Here is a 23,406-nt window from a genome sequence, read left to right on the forward strand (position 1 = left end):
TTTATGGTAACTCAGATAAAATCCAAGTTAGCTCCGTTTTATAAGGTTTACCGATAACTTTTTCTGTTCGTCCTGGGACTGTCAGTTGGATAGCAGAATTTAAAAATAATGGTTTGTTAAACGTATCGTGCATAATTACTTGATCGTCACGGTCAAGTCTCGGTTCTAAAGTATTTTTTACACCCTGCGAATTATTTTGTGATGCGCCAAATGAGATAAACCAAGTACCATCCCCTGTACCTTTTTTAGCATTGGCGATTTCTTGTGTTTCGCCAATTTTCATTTCAATGATGTCTTTTTTTACAACTGGTGCTTTGTTTTTATCCGAACCATTCGTCCAAGAATAATCAAAAGACAACATCGCACCGTCTAACTCTATATTCTCTGCTGTGGCAAATTGTTTTTCTTGTCTGACACTAACGTTCCACCCTGCCTTTGTTCCTCTACGATCGGTTACTTGAATAAAGTGTGCTCGTGGCATTGTGTCATCTGCAAACATCATGGCATTTGCTGCATATTTTTGATCATTTGTATCACTTTTTTGCGTTGAAAAGTTTAAACTCGGAACATAATCCAACCGTAATAAATCTGAACTAGGGGGAATTAAATCTTCTGGTTCAATTGGATTTACTGGATTTTCAGGATCGGCTACTTGTTGCTGATCATTAAACTCAATTTTTCCTGTTCCAGCAGTGTCGCTTTGTGCCAATACCACCTGTGGCATCATCAAGCAAAGGAAAGAAGACAGTAAAAAGAATTTTTTCATCCCTTCTCCTCCTTTTTGCGTTTCTTCCAAAAAAGTAACAAGAAGAATAGTAAGATGAGACCAACACCTGTGTACATCAAACTTTTCTTTATCATTTCCCCTGTAGCAGGGTAACTTTTACCATACGGTTTTGACGTACCACTAGGTTTTGCAACTGGTGTAATACTTTGTGACTGTTGCGTGGATTCAACACTTCCTTGTTCTCCTTCTTCAAATACAACCACACCTTCTGTCGTTACACTTTGCGATTTTTGGCCTTGTTCTTCGGCGTAAAATTCACCAAAGGATGTAAACAACGTAAGAAAAATAACGGCGGTTGTTACAATTTGTTTAAGACTAAAAATTCTGCGCTCCATTTTTTCTCACGTCCTTTCTACCTTGCATCCCCTAATGTCCAAAGAATTTCTGCCTGGTAATCGCCGAGTTTTTTGACATTGGCAGCTGTTGTTTCAAATTTCAACCCAGGTCCGTTTTCATCCCAGGTATCACTAATGTTATATTCTGATTGGTTTTCAGCATGCTGCGCTGAATAAACTGCTTCTGCTTCATCGTGAAGTACCACTGCTGAATTTTCTTCAGTAGTTTTTTGATAACTTAAGACATCTGTCAAAACAAAGTTTGGGTCATCAACATCTCCTGCTTGCAAGGTGAAGTCCTTTGTCAAGGTTGCCGTTAATGTCCAGTTAGCTTTTATGCCACGATTATCCCAAATCACTAATGGTTCTTGATATTGTGGTTTATCCACACGAATGTCAGAAAACCAAACTTGATGTGTTTCAAAATCCAATGTTTTAGGATAAGAAGAGATAAATAAAGTACCGTCAAATTCATACTTCACAATTTTACCGGTGGAAGTCACTTCTACTTGATCCTCATCTTCAGGCCTAGTTAAAAGCAAGTAATGTAAATCCTCTGCCTCTTGTAATCCTTTTAAAACAGCTTGCTCTGCCGTTAAATCAACTTTATCGCCTGGAATCTTGTCGCTAATTACGACTGGTGTCACAATATCTTGATCTTTACTATCGACAAATCGAATCGTTAAGCTATTATCAAAAATTGTAATTTCCACTGTAATAATCGCTTTATTGCCGGCTTCATCTACTAGTTCAATCAGCAACTCTTTTGGACCTGGAGTTTGTACCATTTCATCAAAATCTTGATTTTCAGCAAATTCCACACTTATCTTGTCTACTTCACTTACATTATCGGTCAAGTTTTCTAAAAATATTTTTGGATCGGCATTTTGAATGGCATTAACATTCCCAATATTAATCTCTGTCGGTTTCGGCTCGGCTGTTGGCGCTGTTTTATCATTAAAAGTTACTTGAATAGTTTTAGAAACTTTATCCGTTCCATTGTCGACAGTTAATGTAATCGTCATTGGTTGTTCTTCATGAGCACTATCGACGATGACTTCTTCCACATCAATACTGACCTTATCTGTATCGGTCACAGAAGTAACTACACCATCAATCAGCTCTACCGCTTCTACTTGCCCATTTGCTAAAATGAATTCTTTTAATTGATTTTCTGTAACTGCATTTTCCCATTCACTTCGATCCAAACGAAAACCTTCTCCGGTAATTGCAACATTGCCACTTACTTCGCCATCAAACACGGTAATCGGAATATCAATTGGTTCACTAATATTTCCCGCTTCGTCCTTTAAAGTAAGTTGAATGATTTTTTCACCCGTAGTTTCAACTAATTCTTCAATAGTATCAGGATTAACTAAGCTAGCTGTGATGTTTTCAGGTTCCGAAACATTATCACTAAATTCTGCTAGAAAGTCTTTCAATTCACCTTCAGTAATATATTCTGGCTTACCTAGAGGTACTAATGTTGATTTGCCAGTGCCAGTTGGGGGAACATCATCACTTACCGTTACAATCAGCGTACCCGTCAAAGGGCTTGTCAAACCAATACTTGTATCAGCAGGAACATTTAATGTCACAGTATAATCACCGGGAGTTGGCGAAATACCATCTAAATCCGTAATTTCGATTCGATCAGATAAATCCACTTGTTCACCTTCAAATAATGTAAAGGCTGTTAAATTACCATTATCTCGAATTATCTGTTTCAATTCTTCTTCTGATTTTCCTGAAACATCATTTGATTTTATACTAAAATCTTCGCCCTTTAGTTCCTGGCCTAAATCCCAAATAATTAATTTAGAGGTAACGGTAGTTGAATTCCCCGCATTATCTTCTACAACAATTTCTACATTATGCCCCTCTTCAGAAGGAGTATTTAATAAAGCATTCACTCCATCTGGATCTGCATAAGAATAAGTAAATGTCTGTTTTAATGGGTTTGTATCTTGAACATTTTTTACTAGTGCACTTGAATTTGGTGCAGAATCGCCAACGCTTATAATATAGGATTTAGGGTCTGCGGTCGGAGGTGTCGCATCCAATATAATTTGCTCCGCCTCATCATATTTGCCTTCTAGGAAAGCAAATACTTTCACTTTACCTTCAGCAATCAGCTTCTTACCATTTGGAATAGTATATTCAAAGTCACCTGTTGTTTCATCAGCTTGTAACGTAAAATTACTTGTGAAATCAGGATCTCCTTCAACTGGCGAAGCCATTTCTGCTGGGCTTTCCACATTATTATCACTAGCATCCATTGCTGGCGTAACAGTATCATTAATAGGTTCATCCCAAATTCGCACATAAGCACCTGGATTTGTATTCCCACGAATAACGTAAGAAGAATCATCATCAACATTATCAGTTGCTATACTGTTTATGCTGACATTTACGTCAGGAATATACTCAAATAAAACACGTTGCGTATTATTTGTCTTAAATTCATTCTTAAAAGTATTTACTGTTTCTTCAGTAAGAGAAGATGCATTTTGTACGGTGGAAGTTTGACTGTTGTATACAATATTCATACCATACATTGGTGTCCAAACTTTTGTAGGTGTATCAGTTAGATTTCCTTGCTCCCAGCGATTTACTTTCTGAATATCGACATCTAAATACCCACTACTTCCAGCTATTTCGATTAATCCGTTAGAAGTACCACTAATTAAACTGGTCCTTTGTAAATTAACTCGTTGTGCATCCGCAAAACGAAATACCGAGTTAGAATTACGAATATTGATCAATCGTTGGGAGTTTGAAGTGCTATCGCTTTTCACATCAAAAGTACCTTTTCGCTGAACTGTAAATTCAGCCGCACCGGATACGTAAATAATATCGGAATTAGAACTTCCCATACCTGTTGCATTGATGTTCAATGTTCCCTCTTCATTCACGGTTAATTTAGAACCTCCAGCAAGACTAACAATACTCCGGTTACTTCCAGAATAATTATTAGTATGTCCAGTTGAGGTAATGTTGACAGCTGCAGAATTTCCAATATCGATAGCTGCGCCACTCCCAGTTAATTGAATTGCAGAGTAGTTTGGCTTAGGAATGAGTTCTACTGTAGCCTTTTCACCAACTTCAACATTTCCTGAAATACGAAGGTTTGTCGCATCACCATCTCCTTCACCAGTACTATCATTCTGTCCTGCTTTTATCTTTACATTAGCATTTTTACCAATTTTCAAACTACCACCGGATTGCAAATAGACATTCCCAGCTTCTAACGTTTCCATCTCTATAACTGCTTCATCTTCAATTACCATATCAGTTACACGAAAATTTACTTGGTTAGTTCCTGAGCTTCTCCAACCACTCTCTGATCGAAGTCCAGAGTTAAAGTATTCTTGTTGAATAGTTTTAAACGATCCTTTTAGCGTTACTAAAGCATTCTCAGAATGAATTACTTGATTACCATAATTAGTGATATTCTCATAAGTTGCAGATGATATATTTTCGGCATCATTCAAATCTCGTAGAGTAAAGAATCCATAATAGTTTCCGTGATAAACTTCCAAATTGCGCCAAGTTAAATCCCAACCACGTGTTGCACCAGATGGTACTGTTGCAGGATGCAATGTTATACAAATACTACCAAAATCAAATTTATGATTGTTACCTTCAATAATGAGTGGTCTTGCTGTATTTGATTCATATAATCCCGAATATTGGTTTAATCCATTACTCAAAGTATCATTTCTTCTAAGATCTACCGTTACACCATCCGTAACGCCCCCGGAACCTTCAGGAATAGCAATGTCATTTTGAATACTGATTACATCTACAGTTGCAGTCCCAAAGGCATTCATAAATTCTGCCCATGTTGTAACTTCGGCAACATTTTGATTATCTTGAACACCAATTTTCAAAGGTTTTATTGCACTATCATCACTAGAAGATTCTTCCACCTTATGCGTTGAATCCGCGTCCTCCTTAGCCCTATTCCCATTTACATTTGTAGTAGTCTCACCAGTTTCTTTTGAATTTACTATCTCATCAATAGATGAATTTAAGTTATTTGTACCATCTGTCGTTTGGACTGTCTGATCTTCACCCGCAAAAATCGGCTGTAAATAGCCAATAACATTGCCAACTAGCAACAAACCCGCAATTGCCATTAAAACAATCAACCCTTTTTTCTCTTTCTTCATTCAATTCTCAACTCCTTTCTATTGTGTTTTTTTGCCCATTGGAGAAAAGCAATGAGCGTATTTTCAACCACTAAATTGTGGTGAAACCTTGGGACAAGAAGTCATCTAACCACGGTGTGAGCCGTAATTGTTGTCCTTCATATATCAGATAGCCCTCTAAATTATTCCATCGTCTTAAAGATTGCACCGATATTTTAAAGCGTTTCGCTATTTTTGCTAATGTATCGCCGCGTTGAACACTATAAAAACCAGCAGGACGTTGTCTGTAGGCCTTGACGGAATAATTTTTGAAAAAGGGTGTGTTCAATCTCAAAAACAGCTCGTTTCCTGCTGGCTTACTAAAATGCTCAAGGTCTCTTTCAAAATATTTTTCACTATAATGCAATTTTTCTTCTTCTTTTAAACGAATTGTTTTGCCAACTTCTAATACTTGGCCGACCGCTAACAAATAGCTATTTAAATCATTTCGTGAAATGATTTGATGAAGTGGAACTTGATATAATTGACAAATAGAAGCTAATGACTCCCCAGCTTTAACCGTATGGGCGACCGTAGTAGACTTTTTATCTACTAATTTATTCGGTTTGGCTGCTTTTTCTTTTGTTGCCGTCAGTTTTTTTGCAATATCGCGCTCATTGTTTTTTGAATTTTCTGTTTTTTTATTCAAGATGGGATTAGTCAAATTTTCAACTTTTACTATCGGAGTATCATAAGCCGTCAAATTATAAGTCCGAATTAAACCATTTAATTTTGCAGCATAGCTAGTATCCGTAGCGTATCTTCCCATTAAAAAGCGGGTCGCATCTTGATAAGATTTCGTATTGCTTTTCCAAACCCCACTATAAAAGTTGTGATTATAAGGAAGTCCCCCGCGAATTAATTGAACGTAATCTTCCAATGATTGTTTATATGAAGGATATTTTCTGAAGTTAGCCCGAATGGTATAGTGATTGCCACTACCATCATCTTCTTGGGTGGCAAAATTCACGCTAGTGCCTTTATAACTTCCTTTAATACCAAATAAATTGTAATTGGGCGGGCTTGCCAGTGAACTGTTTCCTGACGCACTTTCTAAAATAGCTTGCGCTATCATGACAGATGCATATAATCCATGCTTTTGCCCCAACTGTCTGGCATCTTCACCAATGGTCTTCACAAATCGTTGCGTCGTAAAATTGGGTGAAAAAGTATAACTGTTTTCACCGATAGTTACACTACTTGTAGTATTACCACTTGTCGCCGATTTTTTAGAATTTTGACTTTTAACGGGGACAAACGGGGTGCTTTTACGAGCTTTTTTCTTAACAGCTTTGTTTTCTTTTTTAGGGGCAGTAATAGTCTTTTTCTGACTGGAACTTGTGCTAGGTTTAGTAGGTTGGGTTGTTTCAACTGAGTTTGGTGTTGTGCCAGCATTTGCTGCCTCTTGTGTAACCTTGTCTTTTTCTGATTCATCTTTTGCTGAAGTTGATGTTGTAGTTTCGGTACTTTCAGTTGAAGTAGCATCTTCAGTACTTTCTTCTGTTGCTTCCAGTTGTTCATCAGTAGTATCACTTGTTTTTTCAACTTCATCATCAGATGATTCGACTTGTTTTTCATCTTCTAACGCTATTGACTCTGAACTTTCTTCTCCTTCTATTTCTTCTATTTCTTCTATTTCTTCTTGTTCAGCTTTTTTTTCCTCATTATCACTAGCTAAGAGAGGAATCTCCTGCTTGTCACTTTCGTTTGTTTCTTTGACTTCATTTTCTTTATCAGCCAAATTTTTTGCATTGACTGGTGTTGATAAAAAAGTGGTAGTAGATGAAGCAATCACAAACGCTCCTGTTAATAGTGGTACGATCTTTTTCATGGATTTTCCCCCCTTACTTTTATTATTTAGTGGCACGATGGGATTGTTGTACTAATTGCTCTAACAGTGAAATGGACTCATCACGCATTTTTTCAATGTAATTTTGATAACGTAAGCATCCTTGTTTTAACTCTTCTAGTTCTTCTTCTGATTTCATTTTGAGATCGTGAGCCTCAAATTCAGCTTTACGTACAATTTCTTTAGCTTTAGATTTTGCGGCCAACAAAACATCTGCCAATTCATTTTTTGTCAGTTCCAATTCATCACGTTCTTGGCTTGTTTTTAATGCGGTCAGTTCTGCTTTTACCTGTTGATATTTTTCTTCTAATTCACTGTAAGCATCACTTGTCAGATTGTTTGCTTCAAGATCATCATCTTGTGATTCTTGCTTTTCCAGACGTTGGGTTAATTCCATCGCGCGGTTACTGGCAAATTCTAAATTTGCGGTTAATTGTTTATTTTCAGCTTTTAAAGTTTCTATTTTTTGATTCAGTTGCTCACTTGCTTCTACCCGACCATCATAATCAGCAGGGATTGCCGCCACAGAAGCCAACTCCTGCTCCATTTTTTCAATCGTCGCCTGTAAATCTTCCACTTTAGTCGTTAGTTCTTGCTTTTCTTTTTCCAAAGTTGTGTTTTTTTCTTTTAAGTCGGCAATTTCTTTGGTTAATGCCGCATTTTTTTCTTCTAATTCTTTGACAGTTTCATCGTCACCTTCATCATGGAAACCCAATTCTTCTAGTTCCGCTAACAAATCATCTTTTTTCTTTTTACCAAACATTTTCTTTGCCCCTTTCTTACGTTTATTCCGTCAATTCTATTAGTAAAATTAGCGACCTAAGCTAATTTACCTACCATTCTCCTTTGTTGCAGTCTTAGTATATAAAAATCTCACCCGCTTTTTTTCTCAAAAATATTATAGTTATTTAATAAAAACGAAAAAAACTGCGGTACTTTTCTCAAAAATTCCAGAGACTTCAAAAAAAATTGAGAATTAGCAGCTATTAGTTTCTTGTCTTTTCAACATTTGTCCATTTTTTGAAATAAAAAATACAACGGTTGTTTTTTATTTCACAATCAAATTTTTATTTTTAAATAAAAAAATTGATTGTATGAAAAACTTTTTTCCTCATAGAAAGTAATAACTATCTAAAAAACATCACTTTTTTAAATAAAAAAATTGAAACATGATATAAATACTACCTCTTATTCTTTCCGGCACAATTATTCGTCTTTTAAAAAAAATCGTAGTACACTTTAGATAATTATCAGATGATTCCTGATAAATAAAAGGAGGTTATCCGACATGAAAAAAATTGGTTTTTTGAGTTTTGGTCATTGGATGGATCGCGGTTCACTGGTTAAGACCGCAAGTGATGCCTATTTGCAATCAATTGAATTAGCAGTTGAAGCAGAAAAAATTGGCGTTGACGGTGCTTATTTCCGTGTCCACCATTTTGCCCCTCAAATTGGTTCACCATTTCCACTTCTTTCTGCGATTGGTGCAAAAACAAGCAAGATTGAAGTTGGAACAGGCCTAATTGATATGCGCTATGAAAATCCATACATGATGGCTGAAAATGCAAGTTTAACGGATATTATTACCCAAGGTCGTGTGCAACTTGGGGTGGGCCGTGGTTCACCTGAACAAGTTTTAGATGGCTGGAAATACTTTGGTTATGATTACAGCGAAGAAGAAGTTAAAGAAGTTACTCGGGAACGTACATTGGAATTTTTGGATTTATTAGAAGGCAAGTATTTTGCAGAACCAAATCCACAACCAATGTTCCCTCAAGGCCCTGGTAAATTACGACTTGAACCTTACGCTGAAGGATTACGTCAACGGATTTGGTGGGGTGCAGGTTCTAAAGAAACTGCTATTTGGGCAGCTAAACATGGTATGAATTTACAATCATCCACTTTAGTAAACTATGAAAGTAATGAACCTTTCCATGTGCAACAAGCAAATCAATTACGGACCTTTAAACAAGCCTGGAAAGAAGCTGGGCACGACTTTGAACCACGAACATTAGTTACACGCTCAATTCAACCCATCACAACTGATTTAGATCGCCAATTATTTGGTCAAGATGGGCAACCACAACAAGATTCGGTCGGTTATTTAGCTTATCACCGCAATCCAACCATTTTTGGGCGTACATTTGCAGGCGAACCAGATAAATTAGTCAAAGAATTGGCCGAAGACGAAGCAATTAAAGAAGCCGATACGGTTTTAATCACCATTCCAAATACTTTGGGTGTTGAATACAACATGCACATTTTAGAAACAATTATGAAAGATGTCGCACCAGAACTAGGCTGGCGTTAATCAGTTTTTAGTTTAGGCACAAAAAAAGCGTCGCATACACTATCGAAAAGTAAAAACACTCACTTTTCTTGTTGTATGACGACGCTTTTTACTATTTAATTATCCTTTAGTAGTAGCCTGTCTTTTATCAAAACATGATATTTTTCAGGATTTTCTTGGCAATTGCGCACATCCTTTTCTATTGTACTTCCTCTTAGCTGATGATGACTTGCGAAAATCCTACTAAATAAAATCGTGACAGGCACTAATTTTCTCATCTGTCATTATCACTTATCGCCACTAAATCTATCTTTTCTGATCTGAAAGGCTTTAATAATTTAAAATTATTGTGCTGAAAGTTAGCCTTCAGCGACAACTGCCCCTTGCCATTCCATCATACCACCCAAGATATTCGTAGCCTGGTAGCCTTTAGCTGTTAAAAATTCCCGCGCCAGCTCAGATCGTCTGCCAGAGTGACAAATCACATAATAGTGAGTATCTTTAGCCAGTTCTATAAAACGCGTTTCCAATTGACTTAGAGGGATATTTTTTGCATTGGGAATGTGTCCTGCAATAAATTCCTCAGGTTCTCTCACATCAATTATAGCTACATCTTTTGTTTGGATTAGTTTATTAAAATCATCATTTGAAATTGTTTTTTCCATCGGTCTACTCCTTTTACCTTTTATGTTTCACTAAGTCTAGTGAACGATGGCAAGCAGTCTTTGTCAAACATAATGCCCTTTACTCTTTAATGGGAGAGTTTCTCTAAACTCCTTTTGAGCATATGACGATGAGACAAACTTATTCAAGATTGCACTAACAAAATTCTATCGGGTTTTATTTTTTAGAGTTTTGCTCGTTTTAATTTTTAATAGCTAAACCAATGGCTAAATAAGCAGCATAGATACACCAGATAAAATATGGAGTAAACAGGAATGTTGCCAGTTTTTGAATCGAATAAAAGCGAACGAGACAACAAAATACCGTTATTAACAGTAGTATAACAATCACTACCCCTAACCAAAAATTCTCACCGCCAAAGAAAACAATACTCCAAATAAAATTTAGCAATAGTTGCAGACCAAATAAGAATAACGCTTCATTTTTAACTTTCTTACGACTTGGTGCATTTAAAATGAAGTATAAAGCAGTAGCGATTAGGGCATATAAAACTATCCAAATAATTCCAATAATATTTCCTGGGGGTGAAAAAGGTGGCTTATGTAACGTTGCATAAGTCGCGGCAATATCCCCAGCCAAAAGTCCTGATAGTCCTCCCACAGCTTCGATACCAAACACACATAACAACCATTGACCAATTTTTTTCATTTTTTATACCTGCTTTCTTAGCTTTTCGACAATAAATTAGTGGTAGACCACACTTTCTTTATAACTTAGCATACGCTGATAAAAAGCCTTAAAAAACTAATATGCTCAATATAACACTAAATTATTTTAAATTTTGAGTTTCACAAGGCGAATTATTCGATTATTTTTTCTAAATAAGGTATTCTACCTAAAAAATAAAGGATTGTTGCATAATGACAAAAACAAATATTACGCAAACTTACCAAGCAAAAATAATCGGTTTAGAAGGTATTCACGAAATTATTTTAGTCAAAGAATATCAAAATGTGGCGATTGTCGAGTGTTTAGACACCAATGAATTAGCTGTCGCCAAGCGTTGTGATATTATTTCATGTGACACGGAGGAGCTAAAAGAATAATAACGCCCCACAATCGTTTTATTCGTTCTGCTATGTAAAAAGTGTTACCCTTAATATGAGGTGATAGCAATGCATTACGCTATTTTTTATAATCCCACGGCTGGACGGGGCAATAACGAAGATACAGCGAAAAAAATCGCAACTAAATTAAAAGCGGCCGGTCATACTTCTGAGCCCTTAACAGCGCCTAATCCCAAAAAAGCGGTCGAAAAAATCCGCCAAGCTGTCACAGAATATGACGGTCTCATTTCCATTGGTGGCGATGGTACGCTTAATTTGGTGGCAACCGCATTTTTACAAGCAAAAAAAACAATCCCATTAGGAATTATCCCTGGGGGCACAATCAATAACTTTGCCAAACGGTGGCAAATTCCCCATGATTTAGATGCCGCTGTGAATTTAATTTTAGACCAACATTTAAAACAAGTGGGAATCGGCGCTTGCCAAGATCGGCAAAAAGCCATTGTCAGTTCATTGACATTTGGATCGTTAGCAGATATTTCCAACCAAGTCCGACAAAGTGAAAAACGAAAATTCGGCTTATTAATCTATCCTTTAAAAGGCATTAAACAGATTAGTCAAAAAGCTTCTTACAAAGTGCAGGTTCAAACAGAAGATTTCAACGAAAAAATTAAGGTCTGGATTTTCTTATTAACGACTACGCATTTGGTAGGTGGGATTGATTATGTTCCTTCTAGTCCCCATGCTTTTCACGTTAGTATTTTGCACAATATGCGGCTGGGCAAATTATTTCAATTACTCTTTTTTGTTCTAACTGGTAATTTACGTCAGAAAAAGGCCCATACGCTGACTTATTTAGAACCTAAAAAAATTAAGTTGGCACCTTTAGAAAAAAAACAAATTTACAGTCGAATTGACGGTGATAAGGGACCCGCTTTACCTTTAACCATTGAATTTTTAGATGGGTTTTTACCGATATACGCAAAAAAGACACAAGATGATAACGCGAGTAAATAAGGACGAAAAGCACAACGAACTGCTTAAGTTTGCGGCAAGAAGACCTAGCTTATCGACTTTATTTCTTGTGCAATATAATCTTAGCAAACATAAAAACACGAATTCCACTTCTCTTAAAAAAAGCGGAACTCGTGTTTTTTATCTAGACTGGCTTAATTATTCAATGTGCATGTAAATATTTTTTGTTTGGGAATAAGCGTCTAAAATAGTTTTATACGTTTCTCGCCCAATACCTGATTTTTTATATCCACCAAACGGTGTTCCAGCTGGTAATTCGCCATAAGTGTTGACCCACATAGTACCTGTGCGAACTGCTCGAGCAACCCGAAATGCCTTATTAATATTTTCTGTAAAGACACCGCCAGCTAAACCGTAATCTGAATCATTGGCAATCTCAATTGCTTCTTTTTCATCTTCAAATTTGATTACGACAATAACCGGACCAAAAATTTCTTCTTGAGCCACGCGCATATCATTTTTAACATCGGCTAAGATAGTTGGTTTGACAAAGGCCCCTTTTGATAATGGGCCATCTGTATAGCGTTCGCCACCAACAATCACTTTTGCCCCTTCTTCTTTCCCAATTTTAATATAGTCTAAAATAGTTTCAACTTGTCCTTCATTAATTTGAGAACCCATGACTGTATCTTCTTCCCACGGTAGACCAACGTTCACTGTTTTAAAACTTTCAGCTAATTTTTCAACAAACTCATCGTAAATATCAGCTTGTACTAATAACCGGCTTCCCGCTGAACAAACTTGTCCTTGATTGGTTAAAATGCCATTTTTAGCAAATTCTAAGGCACGCTTTTGGTTTGCGTCGCTGAAAATAATGTGCGCTGATTTACCACCCAATTCTAGTGTTGCTGGAATTAAATTCTTGGCAGCACCTTCAGCTACTTTATAGCCCACTTCTGTTGAGCCAGTAAAAGCAATTTTAGCAAAACCAGGATGCGTTAACATATAGTCCCCAGATTCAGATCCTTTACCGGTAACGACATTCAACACTCCTTTTGGTAAAAGTGGTCCAATTAGTTTGGTAGCTTCTAATAAACTAAGCGGAGTAGAAGATGAAGGATGAATCACAATCGTATTGCCCGCGGCTAAAGCTGGAGCAATTTTCCACGCTGCCATCAGCAAAGGAAAATTCCACGGAACAATTTGCCCTACAACACCAATTGGTTCTTTTAAAACCATCGTCAAGGTATGTTCATCTAACTCTTTAATCGTTCCTTCTTCTGAACGTACCAAGGCCGCAAAATAACGAAAATGATCAATCACTAAAGGAATATCGGCATTTTTTGTTTCTCGTAAGGGCTTGCCGTTATCATACGTTTCAACCCACGCTAATTTTTCAGCATTCTCTTCTAAAACATCGGCAATGTCTAAAAGAATTTGGCTGCGTTCTTCAACGCCAGTTTTACTCCACGCAGGAAAAGCAGCACTAGCAGCGGCTACCGCTTGGTCTACATCTTCTTCTTCAGCACTAATAAAAGTTGCTAAGGTTGTTCCATCACTTGGATTTTTAGAAGTTAATGTTTCACCTTTAACCCCTTTGGTCCACTCACCATTAATGTACATCAAGTATTTTTCGTCTAGCAATTCTGCAGGTTTCTTCATCGAATTCCTCCTCATTTAATTGTTGTCGAAAAGTCACATTAAAACTTTGTTACATCTGTTAACTCCAGTATAAAGAAAAAAGATTGTTACCTTCAAACCTTATGTATCCGTTTTCTTTTTTTGTGTAATATACTTTTAAAAATTTAAGTCCTGATCGCGGATTAACGTTCATTTTTCAAATTATTAAATTTTCATTAAGGTGATCTTCAAATCGTTAAAACTTGTCCTCCTTTCCCATATTTCTTTTGTGATTTTTTTCATTATGTTACGATAAAAATATAAACCGTTTGCAAAGGAGGGACAAAAAATGCAAATACAACGATTTTCCGGCGGCTTCTTTTTTGATGACAGTAGCAATCGTTTAAAAGAATTGTTCAAAGTAAATCAAACAGAAATTGTACGTTTTGAACCTGAGTTTGTTGCTATTCCTTTTGATCAGCACATTGGCGCTCCCAATAAATTGGTGGTAGCAATCGGCGATCAAGTCCAAAAAGGCCAAATTATTGCCAAAAGTAGCGCCGATATTAGTGGCCATGTTCACTCTTCAATTACTGGAACAGTGGTGGAGGTATGTGAAGTTCCTGCTCTGGGTGAGAATACTCAGACGGCCGCAATCATAAGACGTAATCAAAGCAAAGATCATACCGAAAGTTTAATTGACGCAAATTTTTCTTATGAAAAAACAGTGCGGGCAGCAGGAATTGTCGGCTTGGGCGGTGCCACTTTTCCCACCCACGTTAAATTAAATCCCGCCGATCATATTGATGTTCAAACAATTATTCTAAACGGAGCTGAATGTGAGCCGTTTATTGCCTCTGATGATTTTTTAATGCAAAAAGAAAGCCACAAAATTTTACGGGGCGGTGAAATCGCACGGGAGATTTTAGAAGCTAAAGAAATTTTAGTTGGCATTGAAAAAGACAAACCAAAAGCCATTGCTGCGATGGAAAAAGCCGCAAACAAAGTTAAAAATTGTCGGATTGTCCCTTTACCAGTGAAATATCCCCAAGGTGGTGAAGGACAACTTTTAGAAACCTTAATTGCCGCTGAATCCCCGCTTGATGGTCGTTCGGTGGAAACAGGTGCTTTTACGATTAATGTTGCAACGGCTTTTGCGATTGCCGAAAGTGTGGATGAACGCAAATCATTGACGCACCGCTATGTGACAATTACAGGAGATGTGAAAAAGCCACAAGTTATTTATTTTCCTTTAGGCACTAGAGTCAAAGACTTAATTGACGCTTGTGATGGATTTTACGGTACACCTTCTCGTATTATTCACGGCGGGCCGATGATGGGAAAAACGATTACGGATTTAGATTTTCCCTTAACTAAAGGCAGTAATGCCATTATCGTGTTTAATGAAGAACACGACGGCAAAGTAACGGAATCTCCTTGTATTCGCTGTAATCGCTGTGTTGAAGTTTGTCCGGTTCGTTTGGAACCGCAAAATATTGATCTGGCTTATCGCAACGATGACCTATTCACTTGTGATCAGCTACTAGCAACGGCCTGTATTAATTGTGGCTGTTGTACCTACGTCTGTCCGGCCCGCCGTAATTTAGCAGCTAATATCACGAAAGCAGGCGCCGCTATTAAAAACGAGAAGGAGGCGTTAGAAGATGCAAAATAGTAATCTGTTAAAAACAGCCGACTCGCCCCATTTACTAGGAGATACGACTACTCGTAGCATTATGAAATGGGTCTTAATTACGCTATTGCCAATAATATTGGTAGCTGGTTACTTATTTGGCTGGCGCATCTATCTACTCTTTTTAATCGCGATCATCACCGCTCAGTTAGCTGAAATTATTTGGTTTAAATGCTTAAAAAAAGAATTAACTTGGGATTTAAGTGCGATTGTTACTGCGGTGTTAATGACCATGAACCTCCCTCCTTCTGCACCTTGGTATTTTCCTATCATTGGCGCTATTTTTGCTATTATTGTCGTAAAAGAATTTTTTGGCGGCCTAGGCTATAATTTTTTAAATCCCGCATTAGGCGGACGAGCATTATTAGTCGGTTTATTTTTCCAAGATATGTTTAAAATCAGTTGGCCAGCACCCCCTTTTGCAAGTATTGCCCCTGATGTTGTCACCAAAGCTACGCCACTGGCCCAAATGAAAACAGAAACCTTAAGTCAGAGCGAATTGTGGCAGACATTTATCGGTTTTACTGGTGGACGAATTGGAGAAACAAGCAGTCTTTTGATTTTAATTGCCTTCTTTGTTTTATGGCGCAGAAAAATTATTAGTTTGCATATTCCCTTAATCATTTTAACCACAGTAGGCATTGGTGCTTGGATTTTCGCTGGTGACGGTACTTTTGCACCTTGGCAAACCGTAGTTGGTCATTTATTAAGTGGCGGCTTATTATTAGGAGCAGTTTTTATGGCGACTGATTATGCTTCAAGCCCCTCCACTAAAGCAGGAGAAATCTTCTATGCGTTTAGCATTGGCTGTTTAATTGTTGTCTTTCGTTTTTTTGGCCCAACTCAAGAAGGAGTCAGTTATGCCATTTTAACCATGAACTGTGCTACCCCTTTTATTGATCGTGTTTTACGGCGCCGCGTTCTAGGTGAAAAAAAGACACTGCCCTTTGATTTGAAATTCAGGAGATAGGAGGAAAAACAGATGAATTTAACGATGCGTTTAGTATGTTTTTTCACCATTTTACTCTTGCAAAGCGTAATCACACACATGCCAGTAAAAATTGGTCAAACAAAAACAACCCCCTTTTCAAGTCAAGTTCAATTAACTTGCCTAATTACTAGCGCCGCTTTAGGTGGTACAGCTTTATTTTGGGGAATTGAGCAGATTTTTGGAAACATTGGTGGTAACAAAGTCGTGCTGCTTCCATTTTTAGTCGGTTTGATGAGTTTTGTAGTGTCTTTTTCAGTCCTTCTTTTAGTCAAAAAAAGGTTAGCGTGCGCCTTACAATCTTGTTTATTACTAATGCCAATGCTATTAAATTTGGCCCTTGTTCCAGGACTTTTAGCAGACAGTAAAGCTGAATTTTGGTACACCTATCTCTTTAGCTTGCTTTTCTTTTTTGTCGTCAGTTTATTTTCCGCCGGTATTTTAGAACGGTTAAAAATCGCCCCGATTCCACCACTTTTACAGGGATTTCCGATCCAATTAACCGTCTTAATGCTGATATTTTTGAGTTTATCCTTTTTCAAAGGTGTTTTCTTTGACGAATTATTTTAAAGAGATTTTTCAAATTGACCCAAAGAGTTATTGGCTATGATGGACCGCACAAAAAGTTTTCCAAACTCGTCTAGCTCTCAAGCAAAAAGAGGGAAGAATCAGTCGTCACTGACTCTTCCCTCTAATTTTAGTGTGTTTCTTTTAGCAATGCCTAAATATAAATAAAGCCACCAATCACGCCAGCTACAATCATCAATAAAATAGGATTTAGTTTCGTCTTACGCATCACAAAAAGGGAAGCAGCCATTAAAATTAATGCAATAAAATCTAAGTGGTCACTTTGAAAATTCGTTACATCACTACTATTAAAAAGCGTCAATAATAAAATGGTTAAGCCCGCAGACATGATTAATCCAACTGAAGATGCTTTTAAACCCGCTAATAACCCTTGCACAATTTTTGACTCTCTTTTCCGCTGAAAAAAAGCAGCTAAACCAAGCGAAATACTCACGCCACCAAAAATGCAGCCGACTGTCGCGACAATTGCTCCGGGAATACCAAACAACTGCATCCCAACAAACGTTGATGTATTGACAGCCAAAGGGCCGGGAGTCATTTGCGAAATCGTGATAATATCGGTAAATACTTTTTCTGAAAGCCAGTGGAGTTCATTGACAATTTGTTCTTGAATCAAGGGAATAATGGCATAGCCCCCACCAATACTCAAAAAACCGATAGTCAAAAAACGCCAAAATAGCTGCAACATTTAAATTTCCCCCTTTTGCCAAACCACTAGCATACATAAAACTGCCGTAATGCCTAAAATTACCAAAACATTCACTTGGAAAAAGGCATTGGCAATAAAACTAAAAGGAATAAGTAACGTCAATAGCAGTTGTTTTTCACTTACAATTAACTGCACCATATCAATTAACAAATCCACAATCATTGCCGCTACACAGGCTTGCATCCCTCTTAACACCGCCATCACTACCAGATTTTGGCTAAAAGCGACGTAAAAGCTCGAAATGATTGCTAAAATTACAATGGGTGGAATAATCCCACAAATTGCGCTTAAAAGTGCACCAACATAGCCCCCCGCTTTTTTTCCAGCCAAAACACCTAGATTAATGGCAATCGCTCCTGGGGAAGATTGTGCAATTGCCGCCATTTCCATTAAATCATCTTTTGAAAAATACGCTTTTTCATCAACATAAAATTTACGAATCATCGGAACAACCACATAGCCCCCGCCAAAAGTAAACGCGCTGATATATAAATTTACCCGACAAATCCAAGCGTAAAACTTTAATTTTTCCATTGTATCATCCCTTACAATCTTATTTCGTTTACACCGTATTTTTTCCTTTCCTTTAAGTATACGATTTGTTTTAACATGTGTGAAATGCTATTATTTGCTTAATAACATGCATAAAATTCATGTCAAAAAAGGAGATTATCATGCAATATCGGCAATGTTTTATTTTTTATACCGTCGCCAAAGAAAAAAGTTTTACCCAGGCTGCTACCAAGCTTTTCATGACGCAATCGGCTATTTCCCATGCCATGAAAGATTTGGAAATAGAAGCTGGCGTAGCGTTGTTTGAACGTTTGCATCGTAAAATTGAACTAACAACCGCAGGTACTGCCCTCCTTGCGACTGTCACGCCGTTAGTAGAAAAATTTCAACAAGTCGAAATGCAGTTACAAAATTTAGAACAAGTAGCACCTTTACGTTTGGCTTCTTGTATCACGTATGGCGAAATTACGTTACCTCAAGTTTTAGCGCAATTTAAAAGTCAATTTCCCCATCAACAAATTAACGTCCAAATTTCCCCAGCAGAAGAGTGCTACAAAAAATTAGCCGCTGGAAAAGTTGATTTTGCCATTTTAGAAGGGCAGGTACCAAAGGGCAATTATCAGCAAAAAGTAATCGCCAACTACCCTTTAGCTTTTGTCGCCGCCCCTGATTTTTTACCTACTCCCAAATTAACCTTAACAAAACTTTTGATCCAACCGCTGCTTTTGCGAGAAAGAGGTTCTGCGGTACGAGAAACCTTTGAAGCCTTCTTAACACTAAAAGGGCTACGCTGTTATCCAACGTGGGAAAGTGCAGATTCGGCTAGTTTAATCGCCGCCACAAAAAATAAACTTGGCATTAGTTTATTACCACGACCCTTGGTTACTAGCGCTTTAGCCAAAAATGAATTGGTAGAACTTACCGTCACCCATACAAAGCTGCATAACCAAATCACCGCCTTACGCCCGAGTCGCAATAACCCATCTGCCTTAGAAAAATTATGGACATGTTTGTAGAAAAGCTGAACAAATGTGTTCAACTCTTTAGCATTAAGGCGGAATGATATGAAATTGCTCCTCAAATTTCTTAGCATTTCGACTTAATGTCGCCAAGAGTTCATTTGTGAAGCTAAACACCTAGAAAAGCTGAACAAACATGGTTAGCTCTCAAGTAATAAAAAAGCTAAAGGCAATGATTAGTTCTTTGGAAAAATCAGATCATTTTTCACCATAAAAAAACTTCGTAACAGTTCTTTTACACCTGTAAAGATGTAAAACTGTTACGAAGTTTTTTCTAGTTTGGCAAAGCTGCCACAAATTTTTTAGTAATGAGTTGGGGACGAGTAATCGCACTTCCCACCACGGTTGCATACGCACCTTTTTGCATCACAGTCGTTAATTTTGCAGGAGTGTCAATGTTTCCTTCCACAATTAATGGTTTTTCCAGTACTTTTACTAGTTCTGTTACAAAAGCAAAATCGTTATCGGCAATATCTTGTCCCTTAGTCTCTTCAGTGTAGCCGTGTAAAGTGGTCGCGATCAAATCAAAGGCTAACTTTTGACAATATTTTGCGTCTGCTAATGTAGCGCAATCGGCCATTAATAATACGTCAGGATATTCTGCTTTAATTGTAGCAACGATTTCATCTAATTTCTCACCGTTTGGCCGTGCTCTTAGCGTGCCATCCATCGCCACAATTTCACAGCCAATACTACATAAAGCTCGCACTTCTTTTAGTGTTGGGGTGATAAAGACAGGATTATTGCCATATTCTTTTTTAATAATCCCAATAACGGCGGTCTCGTTTGCGTCTTTGATACATTGAATATCTGCAATCGAGTTGGCACGAATAGCCACTGCACCTGATTCTAAAGCGGCTTTTGCCATCCGGCTCATAATAAAAGGACTGTGGAGCGGTTCATCTGCCAACGCCTGGCAGGAAACAATTAAACCGCCTTTTATTTGTTTTAAAATAGTTTTTGCTGACATACTATTTCCTCCTGCATACCATAAGTTCATTTTCATCTTCTACTATACCACGTTTTTAAAGCCTCAAAAATTGCCGTATTTTTTATAATACTGTTTTCTCTTTATTTTCTTTGTTATTTATAATTGTCAACATCCATGCTACAATGGAATGTATTGTTGGTTTTTTAAATTGAATTAATTTATTTTTATTCACTAAAGGAGTTTTATGAAACATGGATTACAAATTGAAAATTTTAACTGAACAAGATTTACCGATAATTGCCACGCTTTGTAAAGAAGCAAGTGATTATATGGTATTAGCCACTGGTGAAACCAATCCCAAAAAAGAAGCGCTGGATTTATTAACCTCATTTCCACCGCAAAAAAGACTAGAAGATAAAACACTTTATGGTATTTTTGATGCCCATAACAATTTAATCGGTGTGCTGGATCTTATCCGCAACTATCCGACTACCAAAGCGTGGATGATTGGCTTACTTTTATTGTCGCCAACTGCGCGGGGACAACAAATCGGTGAGCAAGTTCATGCCCAAATTGTCACACAAATCAAATCAGAAGGTGGCACCGAAATTCGCTTAGGTATTTTGAAAAATAATCCCCGAGCGCAAGAATTTTGGCAACGTCTTGGTTATACTTTCCAAGAAGAAAAAATTGGAACTGTCGCTGGCGTTTTGATGCCTGTTTATGCATTTAAACTTTCTCTTTAATATCAAACTAAAACTAGGTGATAAAATGACACAAAAAAACGATGATTTATCCTTAGATACTTTATTAATAAGCCAAGATTTTTTACCAATTACTACTAAAGCAAATGATAATCTCAACTCAACATTTTATGTGGTCCCTAAAAATAAGCGGACAAAGCAACTCCTTCAACAATTAACGGTACTGTGGCATCAGAGTGTTCTTACCAGTCATGATTTTTTGACACCGACAGATATTATGGCGATTAAACCAGAAGTCATACAAGGTTTAAGTCAAATTGAAACACTGATTCTTGCAATCAAAGATCACAAGCTACAAGCCTTTATGGGTATTGCAGAAAATAAAATTGAAATGCTTTTTATCGCACCTTCTTTTCAAGGTAAAGGACTAGGAAAAGCATTGCTAAATTTAGCTGAAACAAACTATCAGGTCCAATTTGTGGATGTAAATGAACAAAATAAATCCGCTGTCGCTTTTTATCACAAGATGGGCTTTCAAATTATGAATCGCTCACCTTTAGATGATGCATCGCGACCTTTTCCAATCTTGCATTTAACGAACAAAACTTCATTTTAAGCAAAAGTGGTTGTGATAGAAGCGACTAGCTTTAAGAAATAAGAGGAAATTCCCTAACATTGTTTTTCAAATTTTTGGGAGTTTCCTCTTATTTTCGAAGAAACTGCTTTTGTCATTCCGTTTATTCAGAAACAGGAGGTATGACAAGACGTCACACCTTCTTTTTAATAACAAATGAGCAGGCCATTCATCTCATTTTTTGCTTATTTTTGGTAAGTGTTTTTCTTTGCCTCCCTTTGTTAAAAAAGGTACTATACAAGTAAGTTAGAAAAAAAGGAGCTGTTGTTTGTGAAAATTATCGTTGTCGGTGGCGTAGCCGGTGGCCCTTCTTTTGCCACGCGTTTACGGCGTTTAAATGAAACTCACGAAATCGTTTTATATGAACGAGGAGAAAATATTTCTTTTGCTAGTTGTGCGCTACCTTATTATTTGGGTGGTGTAATTAAAGATCGTGATAGTTTGATTGAACGGACCCCTGCCCAATTAAAAGAAAAAAATAATATCGATGTTTTTATTGAACACGAAGTTACCAGTATTGATCCTGTCAATAAAACAGTCAATGTCAAAAATTTGGCAGACGGAACGAATAAAACCGACCATTACGATCGTCTAATCCTTGCTTCAGGTGCTCGTCCAACTTTACCACCAATTAAAGGGGCACAAGAAGCTAAAAATGGATTTATTTTACGTAATGTTACTCATGCAGACAAAATTATGGACTTCTTAGAGTCTGAAAATCCACAAAGTGTAACAGTTTTAGGCGCTGGTGTTATGGGCTTAGAATTAGCAGAAAACTTTAAAGAACGCGGTCTTGACGTGACATTAATTGATCAATTACCACAAGTTGCATTCCCATATGATACTGAAATTGCTGATTTAGTTTACGATCATTTAGTCGAACATGGTTTACATGTAATTTTAAATACAACCGTCACTGAAATTAGCGATAACGGTCACACTGTCCACTTATCAAATGGCGATACATTGAAAACCGATATGATTATTTTCGCTACCGGTGTTGCGCCAAATAATGAACTAGCGGCTTCTGCTGGGATTGATTTATCCAAATCCGGTCAAGTAAAAGTAGATAATCGCTTGCAAACAAACGTGGAAGATATTTACGCAATTGGTGATATTATCGAAACTACAAGTATTGTCACTGGTCTACCAACACCAAGTATGCTTTCCAGTGCCGCTAATCGCCAAGGCCATTTACTTGCGGATATTATTAATGGTGCGGACTTACATTATCGTGGCTATTTAGGTAGTGGTGTAGCGAAAATTTTTGACTATACTGCAAGTTATACTGGTTTGACTGAACACATGTTAAAAGCAGCTGGGATTACCAATTATAAAACAATTTTTATTACACCATTTGATCATGCCTATTTCTATCCCGGGGCGGAACGATTGAACTTGAAATTAATTTTTGACGGAGAAACTGGTAAAATTTTAGGAGCGCAAGCAGTGGGTAAAAAAGGCGTCGACAAACGGATTGGTCAATTATCAGTTGCCATCACCGGCAATTTAACTGTCTTTGATTTACCAGACCTTGAAATTCCTTATTCACCTCCTTATTCTTCTTCCCGAGATGTGGTGAATATCGCCGGTTACGTTGGAATTAACCAAGTAACGAAAGTCGCTGAAACAATTGATGTTGCTGAAATTCCAGCAGAAGACTTTAAAACCGCTTATTTCTTAGACGTTAGAGAAGCAGGCAAAGCCAAAAGCGGTAGTGTCGAAGCGACCGCCAATATTCCATTAAGCGAATTACGCGAACGTATCGCTGAAATTCCCAAAGATAAAAAAGTCTATTTGACTTTCCGTAAGGGATTAAATACGTATACTGCTGCCCGCATTTTAGCTGGCTTTGGTATTAAAGCGATCATGATTGAAGAAAATTAA

21 protein-coding genes are annotated in these 23,406 nt (G+C 37.3%); 10 read left to right on the top strand and 11 right to left on the bottom strand.

Annotated elements, in window-relative coordinates; all coding sequences use genetic code 11:
• Nucleotide 1 precedes the first annotated feature (1 nt).
• From IGI65_RS01545 to IGI65_RS01565, 5 genes are all read right to left on the bottom strand, one after another.
• Complete coding sequence (locus IGI65_RS01545) at nucleotides 2–766, bottom strand: WxL domain-containing protein (RefSeq protein WP_071864083.1); 765 nt, start codon at nucleotides 764–766, stop codon at nucleotides 2–4.
• The gene (locus IGI65_RS01550; protein ID WP_438773019.1) at nucleotides 763–1,122 is read right to left on the bottom strand and encodes an LPXTG cell wall anchor domain-containing protein; all 360 of its coding nucleotides are present in this window, start codon (nucleotides 1,120–1,122) and stop codon (nucleotides 763–765) included. Before IGI65_RS01550 ends, IGI65_RS01545 begins: the two co-directional genes overlap by 4 nt.
• 17 nt (nucleotides 1,123–1,139) lie before the next feature.
• Nucleotides 1,140–5,297 (bottom strand): pectate lyase-like adhesive domain-containing protein, encoded by a 4,158-nt coding sequence (locus tag IGI65_RS01555; RefSeq protein WP_438773020.1) that lies wholly within the window; start codon nucleotides 5,295–5,297, stop codon nucleotides 1,140–1,142.
• A 70-nt stretch (nucleotides 5,298–5,367) separates the two neighbouring features.
• Nucleotides 5,368–7,146, bottom strand: coding sequence for a glucosaminidase domain-containing protein (locus IGI65_RS01560; protein ID WP_438773021.1), 1,779 nt, complete (start codon nucleotides 7,144–7,146; stop codon nucleotides 5,368–5,370).
• A 22-nt stretch (nucleotides 7,147–7,168) separates the two neighbouring features.
• Complete coding sequence (locus tag IGI65_RS01565) at nucleotides 7,169–7,927, bottom strand: hypothetical protein (RefSeq protein ID WP_438773022.1); 759 nt, start codon at nucleotides 7,925–7,927, stop codon at nucleotides 7,169–7,171.
• Between the two features lie 525 nt (nucleotides 7,928–8,452).
• On the opposite strand from IGI65_RS01565, the gene IGI65_RS01570 reads away from it, so the two are divergent.
• Nucleotides 8,453–9,475, top strand: a complete 1,023-nt coding sequence (locus IGI65_RS01570) for an LLM class flavin-dependent oxidoreductase (RefSeq protein ID WP_438773023.1) — start codon at nucleotides 8,453–8,455, stop codon at nucleotides 9,473–9,475.
• 338 nt (nucleotides 9,476–9,813) lie between these two features.
• On the opposite strand, the gene IGI65_RS01575 is transcribed toward IGI65_RS01570, so the two are convergent.
• Together IGI65_RS01575 and IGI65_RS01580 are read right to left on the bottom strand one after the other, a co-directional pair.
• Complete coding sequence (locus IGI65_RS01575) at nucleotides 9,814–10,119, bottom strand: rhodanese-like domain-containing protein (protein WP_438773024.1); 306 nt, start codon at nucleotides 10,117–10,119, stop codon at nucleotides 9,814–9,816.
• A 199-nt stretch (nucleotides 10,120–10,318) separates the two neighbouring features.
• On the bottom strand, nucleotides 10,319–10,786 hold the full coding sequence (locus tag IGI65_RS01580) for a TspO/MBR family protein (RefSeq protein WP_438773025.1): 468 nt from the start codon (nucleotides 10,784–10,786) through the stop codon (nucleotides 10,319–10,321).
• 212 nt (nucleotides 10,787–10,998) lie between these two features.
• Here IGI65_RS01580 and IGI65_RS01585 point away from each other — a divergent pair, with 212 nt between their 5' ends.
• Together IGI65_RS01585 and IGI65_RS01590 are read left to right on the top strand one after the other, a co-directional pair.
• Nucleotides 10,999–11,184 (top strand): hypothetical protein, encoded by a 186-nt coding sequence (locus tag IGI65_RS01585; RefSeq protein ID WP_438773026.1) that lies wholly within the window; start codon nucleotides 10,999–11,001, stop codon nucleotides 11,182–11,184.
• Nucleotides 11,185–11,253: 69 nt separating this feature from the next.
• Nucleotides 11,254–12,162: a diacylglycerol/lipid kinase family protein gene (locus IGI65_RS01590; RefSeq protein WP_438773027.1), complete on the top strand. Its 909-nt coding sequence runs from the start codon at nucleotides 11,254–11,256 to the stop codon at nucleotides 12,160–12,162.
• Between the two features lie 156 nt (nucleotides 12,163–12,318).
• On the opposite strand, the gene IGI65_RS01595 is transcribed toward IGI65_RS01590, so the two are convergent.
• The gene (locus IGI65_RS01595; RefSeq protein WP_438773028.1) at nucleotides 12,319–13,782 is read right to left on the bottom strand and encodes an aldehyde dehydrogenase family protein; all 1,464 of its coding nucleotides are present in this window, start codon (nucleotides 13,780–13,782) and stop codon (nucleotides 12,319–12,321) included.
• Nucleotides 13,783–14,089: 307 nt separating this feature from the next.
• Between IGI65_RS01595 and rsxC the strand changes: the two genes are divergently transcribed.
• The 3 genes from rsxC to IGI65_RS01610 are packed head-to-tail and all read left to right on the top strand — an operon-like array spanning nucleotide 14,090 to nucleotide 16,991.
• On the top strand, nucleotides 14,090–15,415 hold the full coding sequence (gene rsxC / locus IGI65_RS01600) for an electron transport complex subunit RsxC (RefSeq protein ID WP_438773029.1): 1,326 nt from the start codon (nucleotides 14,090–14,092) through the stop codon (nucleotides 15,413–15,415).
• Entirely contained in the window at nucleotides 15,405–16,403 is a 999-nt protein-coding gene (locus IGI65_RS01605) for an RnfABCDGE type electron transport complex subunit D (RefSeq protein ID WP_438773030.1), read from the top strand. The genes rsxC and IGI65_RS01605 overlap by 11 nt, the downstream gene beginning before the upstream one ends.
• A 12-nt stretch (nucleotides 16,404–16,415) precedes the next feature.
• Entirely contained in the window at nucleotides 16,416–16,991 is a 576-nt protein-coding gene (locus IGI65_RS01610; protein ID WP_071864095.1) for a hypothetical protein, read from the top strand.
• A 151-nt stretch (nucleotides 16,992–17,142) separates the two neighbouring features.
• Here the strand turns inward: IGI65_RS01610 and IGI65_RS01615 are convergent, their stop codons facing one another.
• Both IGI65_RS01615 and IGI65_RS01620 read right to left on the bottom strand, forming a co-directional pair.
• Nucleotides 17,143–17,697 (bottom strand): chromate transporter, encoded by a 555-nt coding sequence (locus IGI65_RS01615; protein WP_438773031.1) that lies wholly within the window; start codon nucleotides 17,695–17,697, stop codon nucleotides 17,143–17,145.
• Nucleotides 17,698–18,252 carry a chromate transporter gene (locus IGI65_RS01620; RefSeq protein WP_438773032.1) on the bottom strand — a complete coding sequence of 185 codons (555 nt, stop codon included), beginning with the start codon at nucleotides 18,250–18,252 and terminating at the stop codon, nucleotides 17,698–17,700.
• A 140-nt stretch (nucleotides 18,253–18,392) separates the two neighbouring features.
• Between IGI65_RS01620 and IGI65_RS01625 the strand changes: the two genes are divergently transcribed.
• Nucleotides 18,393–19,247 carry a LysR family transcriptional regulator gene (locus IGI65_RS01625; protein ID WP_438773033.1) on the top strand — a complete coding sequence of 285 codons (855 nt, stop codon included), beginning with the start codon at nucleotides 18,393–18,395 and terminating at the stop codon, nucleotides 19,245–19,247.
• A gap of 277 nt (nucleotides 19,248–19,524) precedes the next feature.
• Here the strand turns inward: IGI65_RS01625 and IGI65_RS01630 are convergent, their stop codons facing one another.
• The gene (locus IGI65_RS01630; protein WP_095006451.1) at nucleotides 19,525–20,220 is read right to left on the bottom strand and encodes an N-acetylmannosamine-6-phosphate 2-epimerase; all 696 of its coding nucleotides are present in this window, start codon (nucleotides 20,218–20,220) and stop codon (nucleotides 19,525–19,527) included.
• Between the two features lie 212 nt (nucleotides 20,221–20,432).
• Between IGI65_RS01630 and IGI65_RS01635 the strand changes: the two genes are divergently transcribed.
• The 3 genes from IGI65_RS01635 (at nucleotide 20,433) to IGI65_RS01645 (ending at nucleotide 23,406) form a co-directional block, all read left to right on the top strand.
• Nucleotides 20,433–20,927, top strand: coding sequence for a GNAT family N-acetyltransferase (locus tag IGI65_RS01635; RefSeq protein WP_438773034.1), 495 nt, complete (start codon nucleotides 20,433–20,435; stop codon nucleotides 20,925–20,927).
• 25 nt (nucleotides 20,928–20,952) lie between these two features.
• Nucleotides 20,953–21,501, top strand: coding sequence for a GNAT family N-acetyltransferase (locus IGI65_RS01640; RefSeq protein WP_438773035.1), 549 nt, complete (start codon nucleotides 20,953–20,955; stop codon nucleotides 21,499–21,501).
• 288 nt (nucleotides 21,502–21,789) lie between these two features.
• A complete protein-coding gene (locus IGI65_RS01645; protein WP_438773036.1) occupies nucleotides 21,790–23,406 on the top strand; it encodes an FAD-dependent oxidoreductase in 1,617 nt (538 codons plus the stop codon).

Source organism: Enterococcus sp. DIV0755b (assembly GCF_051713765.1).
In the GTDB taxonomy this organism is placed as follows: domain Bacteria; phylum Bacillota; class Bacilli; order Lactobacillales; family Enterococcaceae; genus Enterococcus_C; species Enterococcus_C canintestini.